Here is a 25895-nt window from a genome sequence, read left to right as displayed (position 1 = left end):
TATATATAGTCTTGCCTCCAGCCGTTAAGGCTTTCATAAAATCGAATTTGGGGACAAACATGAAATCTGCGCATTCGCAAAAGGGAATGTCGATTCTTAGTTGGTTGATGGTTTTAGCGGTCGTTGCCTTTTTGGCAAGCGCTCTATTCAAAGTATTGCCGCATTACTTCGACTATATGTCGTTGGAGAAAATGATCACCTCGGTCGAGACTGATAATGCAGCGGATGTTCGCAGTGTCAACGACTTCTACAGCCACATCAGTAAAGGTATGCAGGTCAACAGCATCCGTGATCTGAACATGCAGGAAGCAATCAAGATTAAAGTAGAAAATAACGAATTCCGCGTGCACCTGAAATACGAGAAGCGTGAGCCCTTGATCGAGAATATCGATCTTGTGGTGCGATTCGATAAAGAATTCCGCGTGCGTATGCCGTGAGTGCGTCGTTAGCCCGTCTTGAGCGGCAGCTCGGCTATACCTTCAAGGACCAGGAGCTGATGATCCTGGCTCTTACTCATCGCAGTTTCGCCGGGCGCAATAACGAGCGTCTGGAGTTTCTCGGTGATGCGATCCTCAACTTTGTCGCGGGTGAAGCGCTGTTTCAGCGTTTCCCGTTAGCGCGCGAAGGGCAGCTTTCGCGCTTGCGCGCGCGCCTGGTTAAAGGCGAAACCCTCGCCATTCTGGCGCGTGGTTTCGACTTGGGTGAGTACCTGCGCTTAGGCTCCGGCGAATTGAAGAGCGGCGGTTTTCGTCGCGAGTCGATTCTCGCCGATGCCCTGGAAGCACTGATTGGTGCTATCTACTTGGATACAGGTATGGAGGCGGCTCGTGAGCGTGTGCTGGCCTGGCTGACCACCGAGTTGGATAGCCTGACTTTGGTCGACACCAATAAGGATCCGAAAACCCGCTTGCAGGAATTTTTGCAATCGCGCGGCTGTGAGTTGCCACGCTATGAAGTGGTGGATATCCAGGGTGAGCCGCACTGTCGGACATTCGTGGTCGAATGTCAGATTACCTTACTGAATGATAAAACCCTGGGGCAGGGTGCCAGCCGGCGTATCGCCGAGCAGGTTGCGGCCGCTGCCGCGTTGATAGCCCTGGGTGTGGAGAATGGCAATGACTGATTCACCTGTTACACGCTGTGGCTATGTCGCCATCGTCGGCCGGCCCAACGTGGGCAAGTCGACGTTGCTCAACCACATCCTTGGGCAGAAGCTGGCAATCACCTCGCGCAAGCCTCAGACCACGCGGCACAACATGCTCGGCATCAAAACCGAGGGCGATGTGCAGGCGATCTATGTCGACACTCCCGGCCTGCACAAGAACAACGAGAAAGCGCTCAACCGCTACATGAATAAGAATGCTTCGTCGGCGCTGAAGGATGTCGACGTGGTGATCTTCGTGGTCGATCGCACCCGCTGGACCGATGAGGACCAGATGGTCTTGGAGCGTATTCAGTACGTCGAAGGCCCGGTGATTCTGGCGATCAACAAGACCGATCGTATCGAGGACAAGGCGGAGCTGATGCCGCATCTGGAGTGGCTGGCCACCCAGTTGCCGAAGGCCGAGATCGTGCCGGTTTCGGCGCAGCATGGGCATAACCTCGACACCCTTGAAAAACTGGTAGGCGAGCATTTGCCGGAGGGCGTGCACTTCTTCCCGGAAGACCAGGTCACCGACCGTTCTAGCCGTTTCTTCGCTGCTGAGTTGGTGCGCGAGAAGATCATGCGTCAGCTGGGCGCTGAGCTGCCGTATCAGATCACTGTGGAAATCGAGGAGTTCAAGCGTGACGGGCGCATCCTGCATATCCATGCGTTGATTCTGGTCGAGCGTGATGGTCAGAAAAAAATCATCATTGGCGACAAAGGCGAGCGGATCAAGCGCATTGGCCAGGAAGCACGCAAGGATATGGAGGTGATGTTCGACTCCAAGATCATGCTTAACCTGTGGGTCAAGGTTAAAAGTGGCTGGTCGGACGACGAGCGCGCACTGCGCTCTTTGGGTTACGACAACATCTAGTGTTGCGCGGGCGAACCTATTCGCCCGTTTCTGCGTTCCGTCACGTTGAGTCACCACCGGCCATGCTTGCAGACAGTCAGCCTGCCTATGTACTGCACAGCCGCGCTTACCGCGAAAGCAGCGCGCTGGTCGACTTTCTCACCCCCAAAGGTCGCTTGCGTGCAGTACTGCGTGGCGCTCGGGGCAAAGCCGGTAGTTTGGCTCGGCCGTTTATTCCGCTGGACGCTGAGTTTCGCGGGCGAGGTGAGCTGAAGAATGTCGGGCGTCTTGAGCCTGCGGGCATTCCCAATTTGTTGACGGGTGAGGCGCTGTTCAGTGGCCTCTACCTCAACGAATTGCTGATTCGCCTGTTACCCGCCGAAGACCCTCATCCCGCTGTGTTCGATCATTACGCCATGACGGTGTTGGCATTGGCAGAAGGTCGCCCGCTGGAACCGCTGTTGCGTTCGTTTGAATGGCGCCTGCTGGACGAGCTGGGCTATGGTTTCGCCTTGAATCTGGACAGCGAGGGTCAGCCCATTGTCGCCAGCGGTCTGTATCGTCTGCATACCGAAGCCGGTTTGGTGCCGATTGGCCAATTGCAGCCCGGTGCTTTTCACGGCGTTGAACTGCTCGCCATGGCCGAGGCTGATTGGACTGCGCCAGGCGCTCTTGCTGCGGCCAAACGCTTGATGCGTCAGGCCTTAGCCCCCCATTTAGGTGGCCGACCGCTGGTCAGCCGTGAACTGTTTATGACGCTCAAGGAGCCAAGCCGTGACTGATGCCAATCGTATTCTGTTGGGTGTGAACATCGACCATGTGGCCACCTTGCGCCAGGCCCGTGGCACCCGTTACCCGGACCCGGTTAAGGCTGCGCTGGACGCCGAAGAGGCGGGGGCCGACGGTATCACCGTGCACCTGCGCGAAGACCGCCGGCATATTCAAGAACGTGATGTGCGTTTGCTTAAGGAAGTCATGCAGACGCGCATGAACTTCGAGATGGGCGTGACCGAAGAAATGCTCGCCTTTGCCGAAAGCATCCGTCCCGAACATGTCTGCCTGGTACCGGAAACCCGTCAGGAGCTGACCACCGAAGGCGGCCTGGATGTTGCCGGGCAGGAAGCGCGGATTCGCGCAGCAGTCGAACGCCTAAGCAAGATTGGCTGCGAGGTCTCGCTGTTTATCGACCCGGATCCACTGCAGATTGAAGCGTCCAAGCGCGTTGGCGCGCCGGCCATCGAGCTGCACACCGGTCGTTATGCCGATGCCCATACCCCTGAAGAAGCCGCTCGCGAACTGGTGCGGATTCGGGACGGTGTGGCCTGTGGCCTGCAGCACGGCTTGATCGTTAATGCGGGCCACGGCTTGCACTATCACAACGTAGAGCCGGTGGCGGCCATTGCTGGGATCAATGAGCTGAACATCGGTCACGCCTTGGTAGCCCACGCGCTGTTTGTTGGCTTTAAGCAGGCGGTAGTGGAGATGAAACAGTTGATCGTCGCGGCGGCTAATCGCGGTTGAGTGGAGGCGGACATGCCGCAGGCTTGTCCGCCATCTGCACTGGACAAGCTGGCGCCTGTCGACCCTGCGTGAGCTTTGATAAGTCCGGTTTACGGCTTGCGGGCGATCAGTACCGCGCGGCTTGGCGCCGGCAGGCCTTCCACGGTGCGGCTATGGTCGGCCGGGTCAAGGAATTCGGGCAGTGACTGAAAGCGCATCCACTCGGTCGAGCGTTGTTCGTCGACTGAAGTGGTGCTGACATCCACGCAGCGCACATCGACGAAGCCGGCGCGGCGCAGCCACAGCTCCAGGGCGGGCACCGAAGGCAGGAACCAGACGTTGCGCATCTGCGCGTAACGGTCTTCGGGCACGAGCACCTGCTGTGCATCGCCTTCTACCACCAAGGTTTCCAAGACCAGTTCGCCGTCTTTAACTAGGCAGTCCTTGAGGTCGATCAAGTGGTCTATGGGCGAGCGGCGGTGATACAGCACACCCATGGAAAATACTGTGTCGAAGCCTTGTAGTTTGCTCGGTAGCTCTTCGAACGCCAGCGGCAGGTGCCAGGCGGGCAGGTCGGGCAGGTAGTTCTTCATCGCCAGGAATTGGCACAGGAACAGCCAGTTGGGGTCGATGCCTATTACGCTGTCCGCACCGGCGCCAAGCATGCGCCACATGTAGTAGCCGTTGCCGCAGCCGACATCCAGCACCCGCTTGCCCTTGAGGTCGAGGTAGGGCGCGACGCGCTGCCATTTCCAGTCCGAGCGCCATTCCGTGTCGACATGCACGTCAAACAGTTGAAACGGCCCCTTGCGCCAGGGAATCAGGCCCTGAAGAGCCGTAGTTAATGCTGCGCGTGTCGAGTCGTCACAGGTTCCGTTGAAACGGAAGCTGTGTAGCAGCTCCAGTTGTTCGACATTCAGTGCAGGCAAGTTCTGCACCGCGCCGTACCAGCGCGGCAGGTCGCCATGGCCGACGGCCAGTTTGGCGTCGATCTGCCCGGGCAGATCGGCTGACCATTCTTGCAGTGGAGTACCGGCAAGGGTTGCTTGCAGGGCGTCGAGGTCGAGGCGGCTGATCATGGCAGGGCAATCATTGAGGCGAAGTTAAGACACTGGAACCACGGTACTACCTGGCTAAATCCAGCGGCGAGCAGGCGTTCGCGGTGCTGCTCCAGGCTGTCGGGGAGCATGACTTTCTCGATGGCGCTGCGTTTCTGGGCGATTTCCAGCTCGCTGTAGCCGTTGGCCCGCTTGAAGGCGATATGCAGATCGCCCAGCAGAGCATGCTGCTCGGCATCTTCGAATTGCAGTTTTTCCGAGAGGATCAGCGCACCGCCGGGAACTAGGGCTTGGCGAATCCGCGTTAGTAAGTCGAGGCGTTGTTCAGGCTGGATAAATTGCAGGGTGAAGTTCAGTGCCACCAGCGAAGTGGGCTGAAAGTCGAGGCGGAGAATGTCGGCCTCAATCACCTCGACGTGCAGCAGCTCCTGAAACATCGAGTCCTGGGCGTGCAGGTATTCGCGACAGCGCTCGACCATGGCGCTGGAGTTGTCCACGGCGATCACCCGGCAATCGTCGATCTGCACATGCCGGCGCAGCGCTTGGGTCACGGCGCCCAGCGAGCTGCCGAGGTCATAAAGTACGCTGTGCGGTTGGGCGAACTGGCCAGCGAGCACGCCAATGTTCTCGACAATGGTCGGATAACCCGGCACCGAGCGTTTGATCATGTCGGGGAAAACCCGCACCACATCCTCGTTGAACACGAAGTCCGGCACCTGGGCCAGGGGTTGGGCGAAAAGACGGTCGGGCTGTTTGCTCACGATGGCTGCGCACTGGTCAATAAAGCCGGGCATTTTAGCCAAGTGCGCCGCATAGCCAAACCTTGATTGCCGTTATTGGTCGCAAATCTGCTTGGAGACGGCTCAGCGGGTCTGTTTGAAGGCCGACGCAGCGATAGCCCATTGCCCCAGCCAATAGCTGAGCATGATCGCTACGGGCGCCGCTTCGAAGGGGGCGACAAAGCGGTTGATGCCGATCAGGGTGTCGGACAATACGAACAGCGCGGCACCTACGGCGGCCAGGCGCCTGGAATGGATATTCAGGTCGGGTTGGCCAAGGCGTGCGAGAGCGCGCCAGAGCATGGCGCTGATCGCCAGGGCGTAACAGGCTACGGGGATCAGCAGCGGGCCTAGGTTAGCGTTGGCGAGGATGGTGAACATCGTTCCGCCAGTGGCCAGCGCAAGAATCAAAGCGAGCCAGGCGGGTTGTTTGCAGTCGCTCAGGTAGGCGCGCAGGTAGGCCAGGTGCGCCAGAAGGAAGGCGCCTAGGCCGAAAACGAACAGGTCGCCCGGCCAGTCGAGCAGAATATCGCCCACCAGTGAGCAGAGCAGGCCGAGGCTGATCCAACGTCGATACAGGCCGCTGGGTGCCGTTCTCAACCACAGCAGCAGGGCAATCACTGGAATGCCTTTACTGAGCAGGCCCAGTTCATTCATGCCGCTGAGCCGTGTATAGAGGAATATCGCAGCACCCAGCAAACCCAGCAGCAGATAACGCATGACCCTTGTCCTTGATACTCGAAAGGTCAGCACTATGGCCAATTGCTAATTGGCTGGCCACGCCGTGGATGCCACTTAGGTCAGCATTTCGCGCCAGTAGCAGCAGGCGGTTGAAAAACCACCTACGTTGCCATCGCCGCGTTAAAAACAGGCTCGTGCGCGAGTCCGATCAAAATGCTCATTTACAGCTCGTAAACTCCGCTTTTTCGCCGTTTTGACCAGCCGAAGGCTGTTACTAACGTAGAGCCTTGCGCTGGCTGCCTCGCCTACGTTTTTCAAGGGCCTGCTAGCGAGCCTTGATCGTGCAGTTGAAGCGCTGGGCGGGCACTACACCGATTTCCCAGGGGCGTTCATAGGTTAGGGCCAATTGGCCTTCGCCTGCTTTGATGACCTCGAAACGCCAGGTGGAAACCCCGGCGCTGCCCACCAGGCCAGCATCTTCCGGGTTGCTGTAGACCTCCGGGCCGAGGCTTTTCAGCACCTGGGGTGCCGAGTCACGCAGCAGCCAACGGAAACCGGTGGTGGGATTGCTCGGCAGGCGTAGGTTGAATTGCTGGCCAACGTGCAACGACAGCGGGCATTTGCTCTGCTGGTTTTGCTCCAGGGTCACGCTGCTGGGCGTTTGTGCGCAGGCGGCGAGCAGTGCAAGGCTGAGTGCCACTGTCAGGCGGGGGGCAAGCATGGTGAGCTCCTGGCGAATGTCGAGGCTGCCAGCATAGCCGCTAGGTCCGCCCTGCGGGAGTCTGTGCTTCGAACGTCGTCTGCAGTGGTGCGCGCAACTGCTGGATGAATTCGTCGATTAGCGGTGTGAGCAGGGCAAAGCACTCGTGCCGTGCCTGGCGTACTTTTCGCCTGTTGATCAGCTCATGTTCCAGGCGTTGCAGCACCTGCTGTTTCAGGCTTGGCGGACATTGACTGTTTAGGGGCGATCAGCGCCCATTTGTCGTACAGGCTGCAGTTTTACCGGGCAAAGGGTTAAAGTTGCACCTCTGTTTTTCAGGGTTGCACTTTTCATGTTCAACGCGCGTTTGATGCGTCTTGATGACCAGGCCCACGAACACACTCACGACCATCATCAACTGGTGCTGTCGCTGGCTGGGCGTGCCGAATTTGAAGTCAACGGCCGGGGCGGCGAGGTTTGCCGCATGCGCGCCTGTCTGGTGCCGGGGGATGCCGATCACCAGTTCGCTGGCATGGGTGACAACCGCATGCTGATCATCGATCTGGACGAGCAGGGCACCTCCAGCGAAGACCTGCAGCTGCTGACCCGTCTGTTTGAAACACCACGCTACCCGCAACTGGATGCCGATTTCCAGAACCTGCTGAGCTATGCCGGCGCCGAGCTGGAACGCTATGGCTCCGATCCATTGCTTCCCCGTGCCCTGGGGGGCGTCTTGCTGCGTGCCTTGCATCTGCGCCTGTTTGGCGAGCCCCAGACGCGGCCCATGGGGGCGCTGAATGTGGAGCGGCTCGACAGTTACATCACCCAGCATTTGGCGCGGCGTATCAGTGTGGCTGAGTTGGCACAGGTGGCCTGTCTCAGCCCCAGTCATTTCCATGCGCAGTTCAAGGACAGCGTCGGTTTGACGCCGCATCAGTACCTGCTGAAAACACGCCTGGATCGGGCTGTACGGCTGTTGCGCGAGAGCGGCCTGCCGCTGATCCGTATCGCGGAAGAGTGCGGTTTCTCCAGCCAGAGCGCGCTGACCACCGCTATGCGCCGCTATTTGGGCCTGACGCCGAAACGCCTGCGTAGCGCCGAATAACTGAGCCCTCGACGGTTATTGGGTAGCACGCTGCATACATTTGCGTGATGGTTACAGTCGACGAAGCGTGAACTTCCGCACATGGACGGCTAAGCTGTGGCCCACGCAGGTTTTTCCTGTGCCCGGGCAAGGATGCTGCTGGTAGTCAAGTGTGCCCATAAAGTGCGAGTAGTCTTGATGAACAAGTCCCTATACCTGTCCACACTTTCACTGCTCGGCATGCTGCTGTTCAGTACAACGCTGTCCGCTGCCAGTCTGCAAGCCGAGCTGGTGGACAGTGAAGGGCAGCCGCTGGCCAATGCTGTGCTTACCTTGCGCAGCGAGGTTGCACCCGTGGTTGCACCTGCCGCAGCGGTGATGGATCAAATCTCGCAGCAATTCGCGCCCAATGTACTGGCTGTGCGCAGCGGTACTGCCGTGTCGTTCCCTAACAGCGACAACATTCGCCATCACGTCTATTCGTTCTCGTTGGCTAAGCGCTTTGAGCTACGCCTCTACCAGGGCACGCCGAGCGAGCCGGTGGTTTTTGATAAGCCCGGTGTGGTGGTGCTTGGTTGCAATATCCATGACTGGATGGTGGGTTATGTCTATGTCACCGACGACCCGTGGTTCGCGGTGAGTGATGCGCAGGGCAAGCTGAACCTGGAGCAGTTGCCAGCAGGGACCTACACCGCCAGCCTGTGGCACCCACAAGCGCCGGATATGTTGCCGCAGGATGCCGGCCAGGTGCAGCTGACAGAGGCGGGTAGCCAGCAGCGCTTTACCCTGTCCATGCAGGTTCCTGGCGTTCAAACCGCTCCGAGTGCGCCGGTCAGCGCTTTTGGTGATGCATTCAAGAAGGCACGCGATGCTGCGCAATAGCTTTCAGGCGCGAATTGCCGGGGTACTGGTACTGCTGCTGTTGGTGGTTGTGGGAGCGCTGTATGTGGCGGTGCAAACTGCCACCAATGCAGCCGTACGCAGCCAGGCACGTGAGCAGTTAGACGTCGGCAGCCTGGTCTTTCAGCAATTACTCGAGGTCCGTGGCCGTCAGTTGCACGACGCGGTGCAGGTGTTGGCGGCGGATTTTGGTTTCAAGGATGCTGTGGCCAGTGGCGACACCGAGACAATTCGTTCGGCGTTGATCAACCATGGCGCACGAATCAACGCCAGTGCCGTCATGATGTTGGGCCTGGATGGCAACCTTGAGGTCAGCAGTGATCGGCAGATCAGTGGTGAGACTGCCAAGCGCCTCAGCGCGCAGGTGATGCAGCGTCAGCGCGAAGGTGTGCAGATCTTTCTGATGCCGATTGCTGACAAGATCTACTTGCTGGTGCAGGCCACAGTCACCGCGCCGCTGCCAATTGCCCGGGTCATGATGGGCTTTCAGGTCGATGATGCATTTGCCGCCGAATTGCGTGAATTGACCCACCTGGATTTGACCTTGCGGGCCACCCAGGACGGTGTCGCGGATATCTGGATCAGCACTTTGCAACCTGCGCAAAGCAAGCAGCTGCAAGGCAGCATGGCTGAGTTAGCCAATGATGCAATCAGCCTGATCGGTGAAGAGTCGTACTTGAATCAGACCCTGGTGCTGGCCAGTGGGGATGGCTTTGAAGTGCGTGCGTTGTTGCACAAATCCTTGAGTCAGGCGCAAGAGGCGTTTGCTCCGCTTGATCAGAAAATTCTACTGATTGCTCTGGCTGCGCTATCCGCCTCCCTGGTGGGGGCCTTATTGCTGGCGCGCTCAGTGTCACAGCCGGTTCGGCAGTTGGCGGCAGTGGCTGAGCGGGTACGCCAGGGTGATTACCAGGCCAGCCTGGACCTGCAGCGCGGCGACGAGCTAGGGCGTTTGGCCACTGCGTTCAAAGCCATGCAGCAAGGCATTGCCGAGCGTGAGCGGCAGCTGGCGCACAATGCGCTGCATGACGCGTTGACGGGCCTGCCCAACCGCACGCTGGCGCTGGAACGCCTGGGCAGTGCCATCACGGCAGGACGACCGACGTCGTTGCTCTACTTGGGCGTGGCGAATTTTCGGGCCGTCAATGAAAGCCTTGGCGCTGAGGGAGGCGACCTGGCGTTGCAGCAACTGAGCCGACGCCTGCAGGCCGTGTTGCGTCCTGGTGATAGCGTGGCGCGGATTATCGGCGATGAATTCCTGCTGCTGCTGGAAAACACCAACAGCGACAGTGCTGTGGGTATTGCCGACAAGGTTCAGCAACTGTTGCTCAAACCGTTGCGCGTCGCCACCCACGATTTCGCCTTGGATTGCCGCATTGGCATTGCCAGTTATCCGGTGGACGGCAACGCCCCTGAAGAGTTGCTGCGCCGGGCGAGCATTGCCATGCAGGATGCGGCTGGCATGCCCAGCCATCTGCAGGTGTATCAACGGGGTCGCGATGATGCCCAGCAGCGACAGATTCGCCTGATTCGCGATTTGCGGCATGCCCCTGAAAAAGCAGAGTTGTTGCTGCACTATCAGCCCAAATTAGATATCGCGGCCGGCCAAGTGCGTCAGGCTGAAGCCCTACTGCGTTGGCAGCACCCGACGCTGGGCATGGTCTCTCCGGGTGAATTTATCCCGCTGGCCGAACGCACCGGCAGTATCCAGTTGTTGACTGCTTGGGTCATCGAAGAGGTCCTGCGCCAGTTACGTGAGTGGGCGGGGCGTGGACTGCGCGTGCAGGTGTCGTTGAACATCTCCACCGACGACCTGATTGACCCTCAGTTGCCGGCGCGGGTCAGTAAATTATTGGCCGAGTATCAGGTTCCGGCCGAGCAGCTTATTTTTGAAATCACTGAAAGCGGTGTGATGCTCAATCCCGAGGTCGCGCTGCAAGTGCTGCATGGTTTGCGGGCATGTGGCATCAGCCTGTCGGTGGACGACTTTGGCACGGGCTATTCTTCCCTGGCGCAGCTAAAGCGCATGCCGGTGCAGGAGTTGAAAATTGATCAATCATTTATCCGCGACCTGGACGATGCCAGTGAGGACTCAGTCATCGTGCGTTCGACCATCGAGATGAGCCACAGCCTGGGTCTCAAGGTCGTAGCTGAAGGGGTCGAGTTCGAGCGCAGCCTGCAATTGCTCGGGCGTTGGCAGTGCGACACCGCCCAGGGCTACCTGATCAGTCGTCCACTGGCGGCGCAAGCCTTTGAAACCTGGATGGCGCAATACGTACACGCCCCCTCGACGTTGGTGCATTGAATATGACTTACCTGCCACGCTGCATTGTCCTGCTGCTCGGCCTGCTGGCCAATCTGGCCTGTGCCGATGGCCGTTTGCTGGCCACCGGCGGTGCCAGCAGTATTGAAGGCGCCGCCGGTGGCGGGATTACGCCCTGGGCCGTGTTGTCTGGGTATGGTGAGCGCGGGGAGTGGGGCGCGGATGTATTCGCCACGCGGGTTGAGACGGGCGATTACCGTCTGGACGTGGCCGGTGTCGGTGTCGCTTTCGACAACCGTGTTGAATTGTCTTACGCCCGTCAGCGTTTTGATCTGGGTAACCTGGCGCGCGGCCTCAACTTACCTGAGAACAGCCTGAGTCAGGACATCTTTGGCCTCAAAGTGCGCCTATTCGGTGATCTGATCTACGACCAGTTGCCGCAGGTCTCTCTGGGCATTCAGCACAAGCGCCAGAAGGACTTTCTGATTCCCAGTCTGGTTGGCGCCCAGCGCAGCGAGGACACCGAGGGTTACCTCACGGCCAGCCGGCTGATCCTTGGCGGCGCCTTTGGCTACAACCTGCTGCTCAACGGCGGTATTCGTTACAGCCGCGCCAATGAGCTGGGGCTGTTGGGCTTTGGCGGTGACCGCCGTGATCGTCATTCAGTGCTCAAGGAAGGTTCGGTCGCTGTGCTGTTCAATCCGCGGTGGGCACTTGGGGTCGAGTACCGCGAAAAGCCGGATAACCTGAGCTTTGCGGGTGAAAGCGATTGGGCCGACTTGTTTCTGGGCTACTTCCCCAACAAGAATCTCGCCGTGGTGCTGGCGTATGCGCGCCTGGGCGAGATTGCCACACTGGATCATCAGGACGGGGTTTATCTGTCCGTACAGGGGAGTTTCTAGGCATGCGCTGTGTGCTGTTAGCAATGGTTCTGACCCTGGCGGCCTGCGCTCAGCAGCCGCCCAAAGACGACAGCCTGTACCGTGAGTTGGGTGAGCAGGCCGGGATCACTCGTATCGTTGAAGGCATGCTGCTGAACATCGCTGCTGATCCGCGCATCGTTCGGCACTTTGAAAATATCGATATTGAGCGTCTGCGCGACAAACTGGTGGAGCAGATCTGCGTCGAAGCGGGCGGCCCCTGCACGTACACCGGCGACAGCATGGAAGAGAGCCACAAGGGCCAGAACCTTACGCCGAGCGACTTCAACGCCCTGGTGGAAAACCTGCAGGAGGCAATGAGTGCGCAGAACGTACCCATGCCGGCGCAAAACCGCCTGCTGGCGCGCCTGGCGCCGATGCGTGCGCAGGTGATTGACCGCTAGAGCGTCTTTCGGCCACTCCGTCTACACGGTCTTCCTGCTGTGTAAACGCTGAGCTTGGCAAACACCTCAGCTGCAGTTCAATTGGGAGCCAGTCACGCCGCTACGAGGCTGTTGCCGGCTCAATGCGACAGTAGCGCGTACGGTGGCCGGGTTGTGTGGGGGATTAACGCAACGTCTGGGCTATCGCCTGAATGTCGGCGCGGTGACTTATCACCAGGCTGAGTTCGCCGTTCTCACCGATAAAATCCTGCGGTGGCATCAGTTTCTGGTAGGCCGCCAGTTCTTGAAGTGAGGGCAGTTCGGCGGTTGGCGTGTGCTCCTTGATGGCGTGATAGAGCGCCAGGTTGACCAGATCCAGCAATTGCAGGCTATGCCCCGGGCTGCATTGCCAGTTGCCGGCGTTGCGAATGATCTCGATGTATTCGTTATGCACCGACCATTTCTTCAACACGATGATGCCGAGCGATTTGCTGTACTCCTGGCACAGCTTTGAATAGAGCTCGTTAGAGGGTGTTACGCGTTCACTTCTGAACGCTGACAGCACGGCAAGGGTGCCCACCTCGCTGAGCAGGCTTGCGAGCAACGCTTGCTCCGCCGTCACATGGCCCAGCAAGCGTGCCAGCATGGCGCTGATGCTGGCTTTGATGACCAAGCGCTCCCAGGCCTCGACAAATAGCCGTTTGTGCCCCGGGCTGCACAGGGTGAACAGGCTTTTGATGCTGTGCACCATGGTAATTCGGTCGACTTCAGCCATGCCGAGCATGCTGATCACTTCGTGCAGGGTTTTGGGCGGCAGGGTGTGGCGATACAGGGCGCTGGAGGCATGTTTCATCAGCAGGGCGCTGAGGGCGGGATCGCGGCTGATCAGCCGCACCAGGGTGTTACGGGAAATATTGGGGTCACCCAGGGCGCGGCGGATATCGAGGGTAATGGTTGGTAGGCTGGGCAATTGCTCTTCGCCCTGCATCAACTGTGAAACGACACGGCGGTAAATGGAGTAATCGGATGCTTCACTCTGCAACACACACCTCCAACTCGATGAATGCAGTCTAGATGGCTGTTCTGCGTCTGTTGGACATGACGATGGATGGCAGGGCCAACAACGCGTGCGTTGCCTTTCTACTTTAAACAGCTATTTGTAGGAAGTTCCCGCTGCTGGAGTTTTTTGCAAAAACTCCAGAGTTTTTTGTAAGAAGCGTTCATGCATCTGCCACTAAATTCCATGCTCGATTTACACGGTGCGCAGGTTTCTGCTCTTAGGATGCCCCAACAAGCCAGCGAGTTTGGGCTAGACCTGACACAGGCAATGAGCAGATAAGGACCGTGCATGAGCGCAACAGCCTTCATTCTTAGGTTCTTGTCCGGCCATGTTACTGCGCACTTTGTGGTGAGCGATGCAGCATTTTTACCGGTGTGCAGCTGTTTTCAAACCGGCCAGTGCATGCCGAGTCCCGCCAGGGGTAAGGCGTTGGCGGGCCATTAAAAGGATTTTTACGGGCGACTGTCTTGCGGCATGCGCCCGTTGTTGTATTGGGGTTCCAGAGCCTTTTTACGATCTCGCACGCTAACGCGTTGACAAGCGTTTTTACGCCGCGGCGACGAAGCACAGCCGATCGTAAGCAGGTTCTTTGTGCCTCGGTTGCGGTAAGTAGCTTCACCTGCATAGGCAGGCGTGCAATGCCACGTTGGCAATGGGGGCTAATCCCTGTTGCTGAAATAACAACAATCAAGAGGGGAGCCCCCCAATGACTGCAAATACTCCGATGCTCGTCACCTTTGTGGTGTACATCGCGCTCATGGTGCTGATTGGCCTGTTCGCGTACATGCGCACCAAGAACCTTTCCGATTACATCCTGGGCGGTCGCAGCCTGGGCAGTTTTGTTACCGCCTTGTCGGCGGGGGCATCGGACATGAGCGGCTGGCTGCTGATGGGTTTGCCAGGTGCGGTATACCTGTCCGGTCTGTCCGAGGGCTGGATCGCCATCGGCCTGATTGTCGGTGCTTACCTGAACTGGTTGTTCGTCGCTGGCCGTCTGCGCGTGCAGACCGAGCACAACGGTAACGCCCTGACCCTGCCGGATTACTTCACTCACCGCTTCGAAGACAGCAGCCGCGTGCTGCGCATATTCTCCGCGCTGGTGATTCTGGTGTTCTTCACCATCTACTGCGCCTCCGGTGTTGTGGCCGGTGCCCGCCTGTTTGAAAGCACCTTCGGCATGTCCTACGAGACCGCGCTGTGGGCCGGTGCTGCGGCGACCATCGCCTACACCTTCATCGGTGGTTTCCTGGCGGTGAGCTGGACTGACACCGTGCAGGCTACCCTGATGATCTTTGCCTTGATCCTTACCCCAGTCGTGGTGCTGATTGCCACTGGCGGTGCCGATGCGACTTTCGCAGCGATCGAGCTCAAAGATGCAACCAACTTTGACATGCTCAAAGGCGCGACCTTTGTTGGCGTGATCTCCTTGATGGCCTGGGGCCTGGGCTACTTCGGTCAGCCGCACATCCTGGCGCGTTTCATGGCCGCTGATTCGGTTAAATCGATTCCTGCAGCCCGTCGTATCTCCATGACCTGGATGATTCTCACCCTAGGCGGTGCCGTGGCTGTGGGTTTCTTCGGTATTGCGTACTTCTCCGCCAACCCGGACCTCGCAGGCCCGGTAACCGAGAACCCAGAGCGTGTGTTTATCGAACTGGCCAAGCTGCTGTTCAACCCATGGATTGCCGGCATTCTGCTGTCCGCCATTCTGGCTGCAGTGATGAGCACCCTGAGCTGCCAGTTGCTGGTGTGCTCCAGTGCCCTGACCGAAGACTTCTACAAGGCCTTCCTGCGTAAAGATGCGTCGCAGACCGAGCTGGTATGGGTAGGCCGTGGCATGGTGCTGCTGATCGCGATCGTCGCCATCATGCTGGCTGCCAACCCGGAAAACCGCGTACTGGGCCTGGTGTCCTACGCTTGGGCAGGCTTTGGTGCTGCGTTCGGTCCGGTGGTGATCCTCTCGCTGGTATGGAAGCAGATGACTCGCAACGGTGCGCTGGCCGGCATGCTGGTGGGTGCTCTGACTGTAATCCTGTGGAAGAACTTCCTCGGTCACCTGGGCCTGTACGAAATCATCCCAGGCTTTATCTTCGCCACCATCGCCATTCTGGTGTTCAGCAAGATCGGCAGCGGCCCATCGGCCAGCATGATCAAGCGCTTCGACGAAGCCGAGAAGGAATACCAGTCGGCCTGATAGTTTGAAATACCTGGCAACTGGCTGGTCGCTCAGTTGCCCCGCGGGCCTGTTTCGCGGCGATGTGCGTGCGACCCGATAGTGCTTCGCCGGCCCACACCTTTGGTGTGGGCCGGCTTTTTTATGGCGACTTGTCCTGAGGCTCACCCTGGTTGACGTTACGGCGCAGGGGCATTGCGGCCTCTAGGTATTTTTTATGCTGATGCCCAATCACGCTGGAGGCTTTCGGTTGTTCACCGGCTTGGCTATGGTGGCGGGGTTTGTCTTAATCGAGCTGTCCGTACAGGTTCTGCATGACTCAATCACCTAAAAATCCGCTACACGGCGTCACCCTTGAAGCCATTCTCACCGCATTAGTGGCTCAGTATGGCTGGGATGGTTTGGCTGAACGGATTGATATCCGTTGCTTCAAGAGTGACCCCAGCATCAAGTCCAGCCTGACTTTTTTACGCAAGACGCCGTGGGCGCGTGAGAAGGTCGAGGCGCTGTATGTCCGTTCGCAAACACGGAAATAGACGCTAAGCCCCAGTTCGAAATTTGGCACCCTTGTTGCAATACCTCTGCAAACGCCGCGAAGCGTCAAAAAACCGCGGCCAGTGGAGGTAGAGATGAGCCAGGGTGTTGAATTCAATCGCTTGATGCTGGAGATGCGGTCCATGCAGGCCGACGCCATGGCGCGTCAGAAGCCTGTCGCCAGCACGCCTGAACCCGGTGCGCCAAGCTTCTCCGAGATGCTCGGGCAGGCGGTGGGCAAGGTCAACGAAACCCAGCAGGCCTCCAACAAACTGGCAACCGCCTTTGAAATGGGCACCAGTGGCGTGGATTTGACAGACGTGATGATCGCGTCGCAGAAAGCCAGCGTTTCCTTTCAAGCCATGACCCAGGTGCGCAACAAGCTGGTTCAGGCTTATCAAGACATTATGCAGATGCCGGTTTAAGGGTAGGGCTGAATCATGGCTGAAGCCGTCGCTGCAAACGTACCTGCCACCACCGGTGGTGATGAGCCGAAGAAACCGCTGTTCGGCCTGACCTTTCTAGAAAACCTCGCCGATATGTCGATGTTGCGCCAGATTGGTCTGCTGGTCGGTCTGGCTGCGAGTGTGGCCATCGGTTTTGCTGTGGTGCTGTGGTCGCAGCAGCCGGATTATCAGCCGCTCTATGGCAGCCTCGACGGCATGGACGCGTCCCAGGTCATGGAGACGTTGTCCGCGGCTGATATCAAATACACCGTGGAACCCAATTCTGGCGCGCTGCTGGTCAAATCAGGCGACCTGGCGCGCGCCCGTATGCGCCTGGCTGCGGCTGGCGTTGCACCGAAAGACAATAGCGTCGGTTTTGAGATTCTCGACCAGGAGCAAGGCCTGGGCACCAGCCAGTTTATGGAAGCCACCCGCTATCGCCGCGGCTTGGAAGGTGAACTGGCGCGTACCGTTTCCAGCTTGAATAACGTTAAAGCGGCCCGTGTACACCTGGCCATCCCGAAGAGCTCGGTGTTTGTGCGTGATGAGCGCAAACCCAGCGCCTCGGTATTGGTTGAGTTGTATTCTGGGCGCGGCCTGGAGCCGAGTCAGGTCATGGCCATTGTCAATCTGGTCGCCAGCAGCGTGCCGGAAATGGACAAGGCCCAGGTCACCGTGGTCGACCAGAAGGGCAATCTGCTGTCGGATATTCAGGAAATGTCTGAGCTGACCATGGCCGGCAAGCAGTTCGATTACAGCCGCCGCATGGAAAGCCTGTTCACCCAGCGCGTGCACAACATCCTGCAACCGGTACTGGGCTCGGGTCGCTACAAGGCCGAAGTCTCGGCGGATGTGGATTTCAGCGCGGTGGAATCCACCTCGGAAATGTTTAACCCGGATCAACCTGCGCTGCGCAGCGAGCAGTCGGTCAACGAACAACGTACCAGCAGCCTGCCGCCGCAAGGTGTCCCCGGCGCGCTGAGCAACCAGCCGCCTGCAGCCGGTGCCGCGCCGCAGCAAGCGGGTGCCGCTGCGCCAGCCGTGCCTGGGCCGATTGCTGCCGGGCAGCCGCTGCTGGATGCCAATGGCGCTCAGATTATCGATCCGGCCACCGGTCTGGCCATGTTGGCGCCGTACCCAGAGGACAAACGCGAGCAGTCCACACGCAACTTCGAGCTGGATCGTTCAATCAGCTACACCAAGCAGCAGCAGGGGCGCTTGCGCCGACTGTCGGTAGCGGTGGTAGTGGACGATCAGGTGAAAGTCGACGCAGCCACGGGCGAAACCACGCGCGTGCCGTGGAGCAGCGATGACCTGGCGCGGTTTACCCGCCTGGTACAGGACTCAGTAGGCTTTGACGCCAGTCGGGGTGACAGCGTCAGCGTGATCAATACGCCGTTCTCCGCCGAACTGGGCGAAGAGATGATTGATATCCCGTTCTACACCCAGCCGTGGTTCTGGGATGTGGTCAAGCAAGTCCTCGGCGTGCTGTTTATTCTCATCTTGGTATTTGGTGTGCTGCGCCCTGTCCTCAACAACATCACCAATGGCGGCAAAGGCCAAAGTGACGGCCGTGATGGCGATGTTGAGCTGGGTGAAATGGGCGCGCTGGGTGGTGATCTGGCCGAGGACCGTGTGAGCCTGGGCGGTCCGCAAAGCATCCTCCTGCCAAGCCCGAGTGAGGGGTATGATGCACAACTGAACGCCATCAAGAGCCTGGTCGCCGAAGACCCGGGCCGCGTAGCCCAGGTTGTGAAAGAGTGGATTAACGCCGATGAGTGATAATCGAACCGCCACTAAATTGAGCAAAGTCGACAAGGCCGCGATTCTGCTGCTGTCGCTTGGTGAAACCGACGCCGCCCAGGTGCTGCGTCATCTGGGCCCGAAAGAAGTCCAGCGGGTCGGTGTGGCCATGGCCGGTATGCGCAATATCCAGCGCGAGCAGGTCGAACAGGTGATGGGGGAGTTTGTCGACATCGTCGGTGATCAAACCAGCCTGGGCGTTGGTGCCGATGGTTATATTCGCAAGATGCTCACGCAGGCATTGGGCGAAGACAAAGCGGGCAGCCTGATTGACCGTATTTTGCTCGGCGGCAGCACCAGTGGTCTCGACAGCCTGAAGTGGATGGAGCCGCGCGCCGTGGCTGACGTGATTCGCTACGAACACCCGCAAATTCAGGCCATCGTAGTGGCTTACCTGGACCCCGATCAGGCCGGTGAAGTGCTCGGGCATTTCGACCATAAGGTACGCCTGGACATCGTCCTGCGCGTGTCGTCACTGGAAACCGTGCAGCCTGCCGCGTTGAAAGAACTTAACGATATCCTTGAACGGCAGTTTTCTGGCAGCGCCAATACGTCCCGTGCCGCGTTGGGCGGGGTCAAACGTGCGGCGGATATCATGAACTTCCTCGACAGCTCGGTTGAGGGTCAGCTGATGGACTCAATCCGCGAAGTCGACGAAGACCTTTCCAGCCAGATCGAAGACCTGATGTTTGTCTTCGACAACCTGGCCGATGTCGACGATCGGGGTATTCAAGCCCTCATGCGCGAAGTGTCGTCGGATGTGCTGGTGCTGGCGCTCAAAGGTGCCGACGAGGCTATCAAGGAAAAAGTCTTCAAGAACATGTCCAAGCGAGCCGCCGAACTGCTGCGCGACGACTTGGAAGCCAAAGGGCCGGTACGCGTCAGCGACGTGGAAACTGCGCAGAAGGAAATTCTCACCATCGCCAGGCGCATGGCCGAAGCCGGGGAAATTGTCCTGGGCGGCAAGGGCGGCGAGGAAATGGTTTAACACATGGCTCGCAATGGTTTGACGCATGTCCAGTAAAGAGCCGCCCAGCGAGCTGATTCGCGCCAAGGATCTCAAAGGCGTTGATGTGTGGGCGTTGCCCAGCTTCGACCCGGAAGTGGAAACCCCAGAGCCTGGCGAAGAAGAGCAAGCGAATAACCCGACGGTTGAGGTGGACGATCAGGCGCCGGCTGAGAGTGAAGAGGTGGCCCTTGAAGACGTCAAGCCCTTGACGTTGGATGAGTTGGAGGCAATCCGTCAGGACGCCTACAACGAAGGGTTTGCCACTGGTGAGAAGGATGGTTTCCATGCTGGCCAGCTGAAGGCCAAGCAGGAAGCCGACATTGCGTTGGCCGCCAAACTGGCCAGCATGGAGCAGCTGATGACGCAGCTCTTCGAGCCGATTAGCGCACAGGATCAGCAGCTTGAAGAAGCCATGGTCAGCCTGCTTGGGCAAATGGTGCGCCAGGTGATTCAACGTGAGCTGGTCAGTGATTCGAGTCAGATTCGCCAGGTGCTCAGCGAGGCGCTCAAGTTGCTGCCGATGGGCACCGGTAACATCCGTATTCACGTCAACCCGCAAGACTTCGAAGTCATCAAGGCCCTGCGCGAGCGCCACGAAGAAAGCTGGCGAATTCTCGAAGATCCCTCTTTGCTGCCCGGTGGGTGTCGGGTGGAAAGCGAACTCAGCCGTATTGATGCCACGGTGGAAACCCGCTTGAACCAAGCGATCAAACAGCTGTTCGAGCAGCAGCGTGAGCAGGCAGCGCACCCGCTGGAGGCTGACTTGCATACCGATTTGGATGCGCCAGCGGCGGAGGCTGCGCAGATACACAGCCAGGCGAGCCCGGATGCGCCTTGATCGGGTGAGTTTCGCCAAGCGCCTGGCGGGTTACAGCGAGGCCGTGACACTGCCGACTCAGCCGTTGGTGGAGGGTCGCCTGCTGCGCATGGTCGGTTTGACCCTGGAAGCCGAAGGCCTGCGTGCTGCCCTGGGCAGTCGCTGCCTGGTCATCAATGACGACAGCTATCATCCGGTGCAGGTTGAAGCCGAGGTCATGGGCTTTTCCAACGGCAAAATCTTTCTGATGCCGGTCGGCAGCCTGGCGGGCATCGCCCCAGGTGCTCGTGTAGTGCCGCTGCCTGACACCGGACGCTTGCCCATGGGCATGTCTATGCTGGGCCGAGTGCTTGATGGCACGGGTCGCGCGCTTGACGGTAAGGGTGGCATGAAGGCGGAGGATTGGGTGCCGATGGACGGCCCGGCGATCAACCCGCTCAACCGCCACCCGATCAGCGAACCGCTGGATGTCGGCATTCGCTCCATCAACGGCCTGCTGACGGTAGGGCGTGGACAGCGCCTGGGGTTGTTTGCCGGTACCGGTGTGGGTAAGTCGGTGCTGCTCGGCATGATGACGCGCTTTACCGAGGCCGACATCATCGTGGTGGGGTTGATTGGTGAGCGGGGCCGCGAAGTAAAAGAATTTATCGACGAGATCCTCGGCCATGAGGGCCTCAAGCGCTCGGTGGTGGTGGCCTCGCCGGCCGACGATGCGCCGCTGATGCGTTTGCGCGCGGCCATGTACTGCACGCGCATCGCCGAATACTTCCGCGACAAGGGCAAGAACGTCCTGTTGCTGATGGATTCGCTGACCCGCTTTGCCCAGGCCCAGCGCGAAATCGCCCTGGCCATTGGTGAGCCGCCGGCAACCAAAGGCTATCCTCCCTCGGTATTTGCCCGCCTGCCCAAGTTGGTCGAACGGGCTGGTAATGCGGAGAAGGGCGGCGGTTCGATTACCGCGTTCTACACCGTGCTCAGTGAAGGTGACGACCAGCAGGACCCGATCGCCGACGCCGCCCGTGGTGTACTCGACGGCCATATCGTGCTGTCGCGGCGGCTGGCCGAAGAGGGCCATTACCCGGCCATCGATATCGAGGCCTCGATCAGCCGGGTCATGCCGCAGGTGGTCAGCGCTGAGCACATGCGCCTGGCGCAGCGTTTCAAACAGCTGTGGTCGCGCTATCAACAGAGCCGCGACCTGATCAGTGTGGGCGCCTATGTGCCAGGCGGTGACGCGGATACTGACCTGGCCATTGCCCGTCAGCCAGCCATGGTCAAGTACTTGCGGCAGAATCTGCAGGACAACGAAAGCCTGGAAAGCAGCAGCGCACAGCTGGCTGCGACCTTCAATCCCGCTGCAGCGGGCGCATAATCCATGGCACAAAGCCGCGCCGCGCGACTGGCCCCGGTGGTCGATATGGCCGAGCGTGCCGAGCGCGAGGCTGCTCTGCAATTAGGTCGTTGCCAGGGCCTGCTGCGCCAGGCTGAAGTGCAGTTGGGCGATCTGGAGCGCTACCGCGGAGACTACCAGCAGCAATGGATCAGCGAGGGCCAGCGGGGAGTGTCCGGGCAGTGGCTGATGAACTATCAGCGCTTTCTTACCCAGCTGGAAACCGCCATCGGCCAGCAGCGCACCAGCGTTGACTGGCATCGCAGCAATATGGAAAAGGTGCGAGAGGCCTGGCAGCAGCGCTATGCGCGGTTGGAAGGTTTGCGCAAATTGGTCAAGCGTTATCAGGATGAAGCACGCCTGGCTGAGGACAAGCGTGAGCAGAAACTGCTTGATGAGTTGTCCCAGCGCATATCCGCCCGCGATTCGCAGTCTTAAGCGCGAATTACCCACCTGCAATACATCGACACAGCCTAAACAGTTGCTGCCAGCGCATTGCAATGCTACATCTTGATCATGCATAACCTGCTGCCTGGTCCACTGGTATGTGCGGCCTCGTCTTTTCGCTTATAGGAGTAATTCATGGCCATCACCTCGCTGCCCTCATCCGACGGGCAAGAGCTGACCATTCTGATTCAGGGACGCTTCGATTTCGGCGCGCATCAGGAATTTCGCAATGCCTACGAGCGTGTCAACAGCACCCCGCAACGCTACGTTGTAGACCTCAAAGACACCACTTACCTGGACAGCTCCGCGCTCGGCATGCTGTTGCTGTTGCGTGACCATGCTGGCGGCGACAGTGCGCAAATCCGCCTGCTCAACTGCAACCCGGATGTGCGCAAGATTCTCGCAATCTCGAATTTCGAGCAGCTGTTTAAAATCGCCTGATCGAGGCGCGTGTCATGGCTGAGCGTCTGTCCATCCTGATTGCCGAGGACAACGCGGCTGATCGCATGCTGCTGTCGACCATCGTCAGTCGCCAAGGGCACCGGGTACTGACCGCCAGTAATGGTTTGGAGGCGGTGGCCCTGTTCGAGCAAGAGCGGCCGCAGCTGGTCCTGATGGATGCCTTGATGCCCATCATGGACGGTTTTGAAGCTGCCCGACGGATCAAGCAGGTGGCCGGCGAAGAGTTGGTGCCGATCATTTTTCTGACCTCACTGACCGAAGGCGAAGCCCTGGTGCGCTGCCTGGAGGCCGGCGGTGATGACTTTCTTGCTAAACCCTACAACCGGGTCATTCTCGAAGCGAAAATCAAGGCCATGGATCGCTTGCGCCGCCTGCAGGATACGCTGCTGCAGCAGCGTGATCTGATTGCCATGCACAATGAACACCTACTCACTGAGCAGCGCGTGGCCAAGGCCGTGTTTGACAAGGTGACGCACTCCGGTTGCCTGGATGCACCGAATATCCGCTACCTGCAATCACCTTACGCAGTGTTCAATGGCGATCTGCTATTGGCTGCGTTCAAACCGTCGGGTGGCATGCATGTGTTGCTAGGGGATTTCACCGGCCACGGTTTGCCCGCAGCAATTGGGGCGATGCCGCTGGCTGAGGTGTTCTATGGCATGACGGCTAAGGGCTATTCCCTCGCCGAAGTGCTACGCGAGATCAATGCCAAGCTCAAACGCATTCTCCCAGTCGGGGTGTTTTGCTGTGCGACGGTATTAAATGTCAGTTTCCAGCGGCAGGTGGTCGAGGTATGGAATGGCGGCCTGCCGGATGGCTATCTGCTGCGTGGCAGTGGCGAGCGTTTGCCGCTGGTGTCGCGGCACTTGCCGTTGGGTGTGCTGGAACCGGCCGCATTCAACGACAAGTATGAGGTCTACCCGCTGGCGCTGGGTGATCGGGTTTTTCTGCTCTCCGATGGTGTGCTGGAGACCTGTAACAAGCTCGGTGAGTTGTTTGGTGAAGAGCGCTTGCTGGAGGTGATCGCCGCTAACCGGCAGCTGCCTGCTTTATTCACTGAAATTCAGCAGGCGCTGACCCATTTCAGTGGTGAGCAGCAGGACGATGTCAGCTTGCTTGAGGTCAGCCTGGTTGATGATGCAGAGTTGAGCCGTCCGCCACTGGCCTTTGCCGATAATGGCCAGAGTCATTCCCTGGACTGGTCTGCCAGCTTCGAGTTTCGCGGTGAAACCCTGCGTCACTTCAACCCGCTGCCTTTCCTCCTGCAATTATTGCTTGAGGTGCAGGGGCTAAGGCCTCAAGGCGGAGCCTTGTTCAGTGTGTTGGCCGAGTTGTATTCCAATGCGCTTGAGCATGGCGTGTTGGGGTTGGACTCGGCGCTCAAGGCAAATGCCGAGGGGTTTGCTGAGTATTACCGCCAGCGCAGTGTGCGCCTGGCTGCGCTGACCGACGGATTTGTACGCTTTCACCTGCAGTTGTTACCTGAAGGCGCAGGGGGGCGCTTGATCGTCCGTGTTGAAGACAGTGGCTCGGGGTTCGATCCTCAACAAGTGCCTGTTGAACCGCGTGACGCGCATAGTTTGAGTGGCCGCGGACTGGCCTTGGTCAGGCAACTGAGTGAACGTTGCAGTTGGGGCGACGGCGAACCGGGGGTGCGCGTGGAGTTTTCCTGGTTGCCTGGGGCATAATCCGGGGCACCACGCGAGGGGAGCGAGCCGTTGTCCGATATTCACCTTGATAGCGCAGTATTAGCGGCCTTGCAGGATGTCATGGAAGATGAATATCCGGTGCTGCTGGACACCTTTCTGATTGATTCTGAAGAGCGCCTGATCGTACTGCGCCAAGCCGAGCAAGCGGCCGATGCGCAGAGCTTGCGGTTGGCGGCTCACAGTTTTAAGGGCAGTTGCAGCAACATGGGGGCGCCTATGCTGGCGGGCCTGTGTAAACAGCTGGAAGAGGCTGGCCGTCGCGAACAGTTGGAGCAGGCTCCTGAGCTGGTCGAACAAATTGAGCGTGAGTTTGCCATTGTACGCATCCTGCTCAAGTCCGAGCGCCAGCGTTATCGGCATTAACCTTGCTGCGCCTGCCTCCTGACGTTACTGCAGTTCACCTCGCCCTGTCTGCCAATAAACAACTTGGCCCGCCCTTTGCAAAACCCTTCGCACGACCAATCCCGAGCGGAGAGTATCCATGTCCGTTGCCCCCGATCTGCTGCTCAAGTCAGCACCTGAAGTAAAGCCCAGAGCTGCTGCATCAAAACCGCAGGAAAAACCCGCGCAGCCTAATAAGAATGAGGCTTCCAGCTTCTCTCAGGTGTATGCCAAAGAGCGTCAGGCTAAAGCGGCTGAACGTAACGACGGGCCTGCAAAGCCGGCACGTGAAAGCAATGTTGATAAAGACGAACCGCAGGATGCACAGGCGCAGGCTGCCGTTGGGCAAACCGAGGTTGCCGATAGCGGCAAGCCTTTGCCGACTGATCCGGCAAGCGATGGCGCCGCTCTAGATCCGCTTCTGTTGCTTGGCATCACCGGCGAGATGCCCGTAGCCGAAACAGATGACGTGGCGCTTGAAGCCGAACCTGTGCCGCTGATGGTCACCACGGGTAACTTGACCAGCTCCGGCCCGGCGAGCATGACCGAGGCCAGCTTTGATGCTGAGCTGGATGCGCTCAATCAGCTGCCGGCAGTGCGCATGGCCCTGGAAATGGGGGCGAAGGAGAAGCTGCAGGCCGATCAGGCTGGAGCACCCTCGGTTCAGGCGCAAAACGTCAGTCAAAGCTTGTTGGCCAGTCAGGTGGTGCAGGATGAAACCCCGGTCGAGGGGGATAGCCTGGAACTGCCAGAGTTACAGCTTGAAGCCCTTACCGGTAAAAGCCTGGAGGCGTTGAAGGAAGGCACGGCCAATAACGCGCCGGAGAACTTTGTCAGTAAGCTCAATGCCCTGACTCAGGCGATGAACCAGCAAGTGACCCAGGCACGCGCGCCCTTATTGGCTGGCCAACCGGTGGCCATGCAGCAGGGTGGCTGGAGCGAAGCAGTGGTGGATCGGGTGATGGTGATGTCCAGCCAGAACCTCAAGTCGGCTGAGATTCAGCTGGATCCTGCAGAGCTCGGCCGTCTGGAGGTGCGCATCAGTGTCAACCAGGACCAAAGTCAGGTGACGTTCGCCAGTCCACATGCCGGTGTGCGTGAAGCGCTGGATTCGCAGATGCACCGTCTGCGTGAACTGTTTGCCCAGCAGGGTATGAATCAGCCGGACGTGAATGTTTCTGATCAGTCGCTCAACCGCGGTTGGCAAGGGCAGGGGAGCGATGGTGGCAACAGTCGCGGAGGGTCCTCCAGTGAACTGCTTGGCGGGGATGAGGAACTGCATTCGAGTGCGGTCGAATCGGCTCGCACGTCATCTGTAAGTGCCCGTGGCTTGGTTGATTACTACGCATAGAACGCTTGCTGCTGTAGTTGCATGGCCCACTGATCTAAACTGCATTTC

At 59.0% G+C, this 25895-nt stretch carries 27 protein-coding genes; 22 read left to right on the top strand and 5 right to left on the bottom strand.

The features are described 5' to 3' along the window. Positions 1-59 precede the first annotated feature (59 nt). From ALTER154_RS14160 to pdxJ, 5 genes are all read left to right on the top strand, one after another. The gene (locus ALTER154_RS14160; RefSeq protein ID WP_160087972.1) at positions 60-437 is read left to right on the top strand and encodes a DUF4845 domain-containing protein; all 378 of its coding nucleotides are present in this window, start codon (positions 60-62) and stop codon (positions 435-437) included. Next, positions 434-1123 (top strand): ribonuclease III, encoded by a 690-nt coding sequence (rnc, locus tag ALTER154_RS14155; RefSeq protein ID WP_160087970.1) that lies wholly within the window; start codon positions 434-436, stop codon positions 1121-1123. The genes ALTER154_RS14160 and rnc overlap by 4 nt, the downstream gene beginning before the upstream one ends. Further along, positions 1116-2018, top strand: a complete 903-nt coding sequence (gene era, locus ALTER154_RS14150; RefSeq protein ID WP_160087968.1) for a GTPase Era — start codon at positions 1116-1118, stop codon at positions 2016-2018. The genes rnc and era overlap by 8 nt, the downstream gene beginning before the upstream one ends. Positions 2019-2080: 62 nt before the next feature. Beyond that, a complete protein-coding gene (gene recO, locus ALTER154_RS14145; RefSeq protein ID WP_160087966.1) occupies positions 2081-2779 on the top strand; it encodes a DNA repair protein RecO in 699 nt (232 codons plus the stop codon). Beyond that, the gene (gene pdxJ / locus ALTER154_RS14140) at positions 2772-3518 is read left to right on the top strand and encodes a pyridoxine 5'-phosphate synthase (protein WP_160087964.1); all 747 of its coding nucleotides are present in this window, start codon (positions 2772-2774) and stop codon (positions 3516-3518) included. Before recO ends, pdxJ begins: the two co-directional genes overlap by 8 nt. A gap of 89 nt (positions 3519-3607) precedes the next feature. Here the strand turns inward: pdxJ and cmoB are convergent, their stop codons facing one another. The 4 genes from cmoB to ALTER154_RS14120 form a co-directional block, all read right to left on the bottom strand. After that, complete coding sequence (gene cmoB / locus ALTER154_RS14135) at positions 3608-4576, bottom strand: tRNA 5-methoxyuridine(34)/uridine 5-oxyacetic acid(34) synthase CmoB (protein WP_160087962.1); 969 nt, start codon at positions 4574-4576, stop codon at positions 3608-3610. After that, positions 4573-5349 (bottom strand): carboxy-S-adenosyl-L-methionine synthase CmoA, encoded by a 777-nt coding sequence (gene cmoA, locus ALTER154_RS14130; protein WP_160090140.1) that lies wholly within the window; start codon positions 5347-5349, stop codon positions 4573-4575. The genes cmoB and cmoA overlap by 4 nt, the downstream gene beginning before the upstream one ends. Positions 5350-5418: 69 nt before the next feature. Further along, positions 5419-6054 (bottom strand): lysoplasmalogenase, encoded by a 636-nt coding sequence (locus tag ALTER154_RS14125; protein WP_160087960.1) that lies wholly within the window; start codon positions 6052-6054, stop codon positions 5419-5421. A 286-nt stretch (positions 6055-6340) separates the two neighbouring features. Then, complete coding sequence (locus ALTER154_RS14120) at positions 6341-6736, bottom strand: protease inhibitor I42 family protein (RefSeq protein WP_160087958.1); 396 nt, start codon at positions 6734-6736, stop codon at positions 6341-6343. 331 nt (positions 6737-7067) lie between these two features. Here ALTER154_RS14120 and ALTER154_RS14115 point away from each other — a divergent pair, with 331 nt between their 5' ends. The 5 genes from ALTER154_RS14115 (at position 7068) to ALTER154_RS14095 (ending at position 12286) form a co-directional block, all read left to right on the top strand. Next, on the top strand, positions 7068-7820 hold the full coding sequence (locus ALTER154_RS14115) for an AraC family transcriptional regulator (protein WP_160087956.1): 753 nt from the start codon (positions 7068-7070) through the stop codon (positions 7818-7820). A 177-nt stretch (positions 7821-7997) separates the two neighbouring features. Beyond that, positions 7998-8681, top strand: coding sequence for a methylamine utilization protein (locus ALTER154_RS14110; protein ID WP_256665636.1), 684 nt, complete (start codon positions 7998-8000; stop codon positions 8679-8681). Beyond that, positions 8668-11004 carry an EAL domain-containing protein gene (locus ALTER154_RS14105; RefSeq protein WP_160087954.1) on the top strand — a complete coding sequence of 779 codons (2337 nt, stop codon included), beginning with the start codon at positions 8668-8670 and terminating at the stop codon, positions 11002-11004. The genes ALTER154_RS14110 and ALTER154_RS14105 overlap by 14 nt, the downstream gene beginning before the upstream one ends. Positions 11005-11006: 2 nt before the next feature. Then, on the top strand, positions 11007-11864 hold the full coding sequence (locus tag ALTER154_RS14100; RefSeq protein ID WP_090252051.1) for a DUF3034 family protein: 858 nt from the start codon (positions 11007-11009) through the stop codon (positions 11862-11864). Between the two features lie 2 nt (positions 11865-11866). Next, positions 11867-12286 (top strand): group 1 truncated hemoglobin, encoded by a 420-nt coding sequence (locus ALTER154_RS14095; protein ID WP_160087952.1) that lies wholly within the window; start codon positions 11867-11869, stop codon positions 12284-12286. Positions 12287-12449: 163 nt separating this feature from the next. Here the strand turns inward: ALTER154_RS14095 and ALTER154_RS14090 are convergent, their stop codons facing one another. Next, positions 12450-13310: an HDOD domain-containing protein gene (locus ALTER154_RS14090; protein ID WP_372239930.1), complete on the bottom strand. Its 861-nt coding sequence runs from the start codon at positions 13308-13310 to the stop codon at positions 12450-12452. A gap of 721 nt (positions 13311-14031) precedes the next feature. Here ALTER154_RS14090 and putP point away from each other — a divergent pair. From putP to ALTER154_RS14030, 12 genes are all read left to right on the top strand, one after another. Continuing rightward, complete coding sequence (gene putP / locus ALTER154_RS14085) at positions 14032-15519, top strand: sodium/proline symporter PutP (RefSeq protein WP_160087948.1); 1488 nt, start codon at positions 14032-14034, stop codon at positions 15517-15519. Between the two features lie 293 nt (positions 15520-15812). Next, the gene (locus ALTER154_RS14080) at positions 15813-16034 is read left to right on the top strand and encodes a VF530 family DNA-binding protein (protein WP_108490472.1); all 222 of its coding nucleotides are present in this window, start codon (positions 15813-15815) and stop codon (positions 16032-16034) included. Positions 16035-16127: 93 nt separating this feature from the next. Then, a complete protein-coding gene (gene fliE / locus ALTER154_RS14075; protein ID WP_090252062.1) occupies positions 16128-16457 on the top strand; it encodes a flagellar hook-basal body complex protein FliE in 330 nt (109 codons plus the stop codon). A gap of 15 nt (positions 16458-16472) precedes the next feature. Continuing rightward, positions 16473-18260, top strand: coding sequence for a flagellar basal-body MS-ring/collar protein FliF (gene fliF / locus ALTER154_RS14070; RefSeq protein ID WP_160087946.1), 1788 nt, complete (start codon positions 16473-16475; stop codon positions 18258-18260). Continuing rightward, a complete protein-coding gene (fliG, locus tag ALTER154_RS14065; protein WP_090252067.1) occupies positions 18253-19269 on the top strand; it encodes a flagellar motor switch protein FliG in 1017 nt (338 codons plus the stop codon). The genes fliF and fliG overlap by 8 nt, the downstream gene beginning before the upstream one ends. Positions 19270-19294: 25 nt before the next feature. Beyond that, positions 19295-20128, top strand: coding sequence for a flagellar assembly protein FliH (fliH, locus tag ALTER154_RS14060; RefSeq protein WP_160087944.1), 834 nt, complete (start codon positions 19295-19297; stop codon positions 20126-20128). Next, complete coding sequence (gene fliI, locus ALTER154_RS14055; protein ID WP_090252071.1) at positions 20118-21479, top strand: flagellar protein export ATPase FliI; 1362 nt, start codon at positions 20118-20120, stop codon at positions 21477-21479. The genes fliH and fliI overlap by 11 nt, the downstream gene beginning before the upstream one ends. A 3-nt stretch (positions 21480-21482) precedes the next feature. Next, the gene (gene fliJ / locus ALTER154_RS14050; RefSeq protein ID WP_090252074.1) at positions 21483-21935 is read left to right on the top strand and encodes a flagellar export protein FliJ; all 453 of its coding nucleotides are present in this window, start codon (positions 21483-21485) and stop codon (positions 21933-21935) included. Between the two features lie 144 nt (positions 21936-22079). Beyond that, a complete protein-coding gene (locus ALTER154_RS14045; protein WP_090252075.1) occupies positions 22080-22385 on the top strand; it encodes an STAS domain-containing protein in 306 nt (101 codons plus the stop codon). Positions 22386-22399: 14 nt separating this feature from the next. Beyond that, positions 22400-24094, top strand: coding sequence for a fused response regulator/phosphatase (locus ALTER154_RS14040; RefSeq protein WP_160087942.1), 1695 nt, complete (start codon positions 22400-22402; stop codon positions 24092-24094). Between the two features lie 30 nt (positions 24095-24124). Further along, positions 24125-24478, top strand: a complete 354-nt coding sequence (locus ALTER154_RS14035; RefSeq protein ID WP_160087940.1) for an Hpt domain-containing protein — start codon at positions 24125-24127, stop codon at positions 24476-24478. Between the two features lie 118 nt (positions 24479-24596). Next, positions 24597-25847 (top strand): flagellar hook-length control protein FliK, encoded by a 1251-nt coding sequence (locus tag ALTER154_RS14030; protein WP_160087938.1) that lies wholly within the window; start codon positions 24597-24599, stop codon positions 25845-25847. Positions 25848-25895 lie beyond the last annotated feature (48 nt).

This window comes from Pseudomonas sp. 9AZ, from assembly GCF_902506525.1.
Lineage (GTDB): Bacteria > Pseudomonadota > Gammaproteobacteria > Pseudomonadales > Pseudomonadaceae > Aquipseudomonas > Aquipseudomonas peli.
Note: the sequence above shows the minus strand (reverse complement) of the source record. Positions and strands in the feature narration are given on the sequence as shown.

Bases quoted from the DNA above. Each gene is read 5' to 3' on its own strand.
- ALTER154_RS14160 (WP_160087972.1), top strand. From the start codon at position 60: ATGAAATCTGCGCATTCGCAAAAGGGAATGTCGATTCTTAGTTGGTTG.
- era (WP_160087968.1), top strand. From the start codon at position 1,116: ATGACTGATTCACCTGTTACACGCTGTGGCTATGTCGCCATCGTCGGC.
- recO (WP_160087966.1), top strand. From the start codon at position 2,081: ATGCTTGCAGACAGTCAGCCTGCCTATGTACTGCACAGCCGCGCTTAC.
- cmoB (WP_160087962.1), bottom strand. From the start codon at position 4,576: ATGATCAGCCGCCTCGACCTCGACGCCCTGCAAGCAACCCTTGCCGGT.
- cmoA (WP_160090140.1), bottom strand. From the start codon at position 5,349: ATGCCCGGCTTTATTGACCAGTGCGCAGCCATCGTGAGCAAACAGCCC.
- ALTER154_RS14125 (WP_160087960.1), bottom strand. From the start codon at position 6,054: ATGCGTTATCTGCTGCTGGGTTTGCTGGGTGCTGCGATATTCCTCTAT.
- ALTER154_RS14120 (WP_160087958.1), bottom strand. From the start codon at position 6,736: ATGCTTGCCCCCCGCCTGACAGTGGCACTCAGCCTTGCACTGCTCGCC.
- ALTER154_RS14115 (WP_160087956.1), top strand. From the start codon at position 7,068: ATGTTCAACGCGCGTTTGATGCGTCTTGATGACCAGGCCCACGAACAC.
- ALTER154_RS14110 (WP_256665636.1), top strand. From the start codon at position 7,998: ATGAACAAGTCCCTATACCTGTCCACACTTTCACTGCTCGGCATGCTG.
- ALTER154_RS14105 (WP_160087954.1), top strand. From the start codon at position 8,668: ATGCTGCGCAATAGCTTTCAGGCGCGAATTGCCGGGGTACTGGTACTG.
- ALTER154_RS14100 (WP_090252051.1), top strand. From the start codon at position 11,007: ATGACTTACCTGCCACGCTGCATTGTCCTGCTGCTCGGCCTGCTGGCC.
- ALTER154_RS14095 (WP_160087952.1), top strand. From the start codon at position 11,867: ATGCGCTGTGTGCTGTTAGCAATGGTTCTGACCCTGGCGGCCTGCGCT.
- putP (WP_160087948.1), top strand. From the start codon at position 14,032: ATGACTGCAAATACTCCGATGCTCGTCACCTTTGTGGTGTACATCGCG.
- ALTER154_RS14080 (WP_108490472.1), top strand. From the start codon at position 15,813: ATGACTCAATCACCTAAAAATCCGCTACACGGCGTCACCCTTGAAGCC.
- fliE (WP_090252062.1), top strand. From the start codon at position 16,128: ATGAGCCAGGGTGTTGAATTCAATCGCTTGATGCTGGAGATGCGGTCC.
- fliF (WP_160087946.1), top strand. From the start codon at position 16,473: ATGGCTGAAGCCGTCGCTGCAAACGTACCTGCCACCACCGGTGGTGAT.
- fliG (WP_090252067.1), top strand. From the start codon at position 18,253: ATGAGTGATAATCGAACCGCCACTAAATTGAGCAAAGTCGACAAGGCC.
- fliH (WP_160087944.1), top strand. From the start codon at position 19,295: ATGTCCAGTAAAGAGCCGCCCAGCGAGCTGATTCGCGCCAAGGATCTC.
- fliI (WP_090252071.1), top strand. From the start codon at position 20,118: ATGCGCCTTGATCGGGTGAGTTTCGCCAAGCGCCTGGCGGGTTACAGC.
- fliJ (WP_090252074.1), top strand. From the start codon at position 21,483: ATGGCACAAAGCCGCGCCGCGCGACTGGCCCCGGTGGTCGATATGGCC.
- ALTER154_RS14045 (WP_090252075.1), top strand. From the start codon at position 22,080: ATGGCCATCACCTCGCTGCCCTCATCCGACGGGCAAGAGCTGACCATT.
- ALTER154_RS14040 (WP_160087942.1), top strand. From the start codon at position 22,400: ATGGCTGAGCGTCTGTCCATCCTGATTGCCGAGGACAACGCGGCTGAT.
- ALTER154_RS14030 (WP_160087938.1), top strand. From the start codon at position 24,597: ATGTCCGTTGCCCCCGATCTGCTGCTCAAGTCAGCACCTGAAGTAAAG.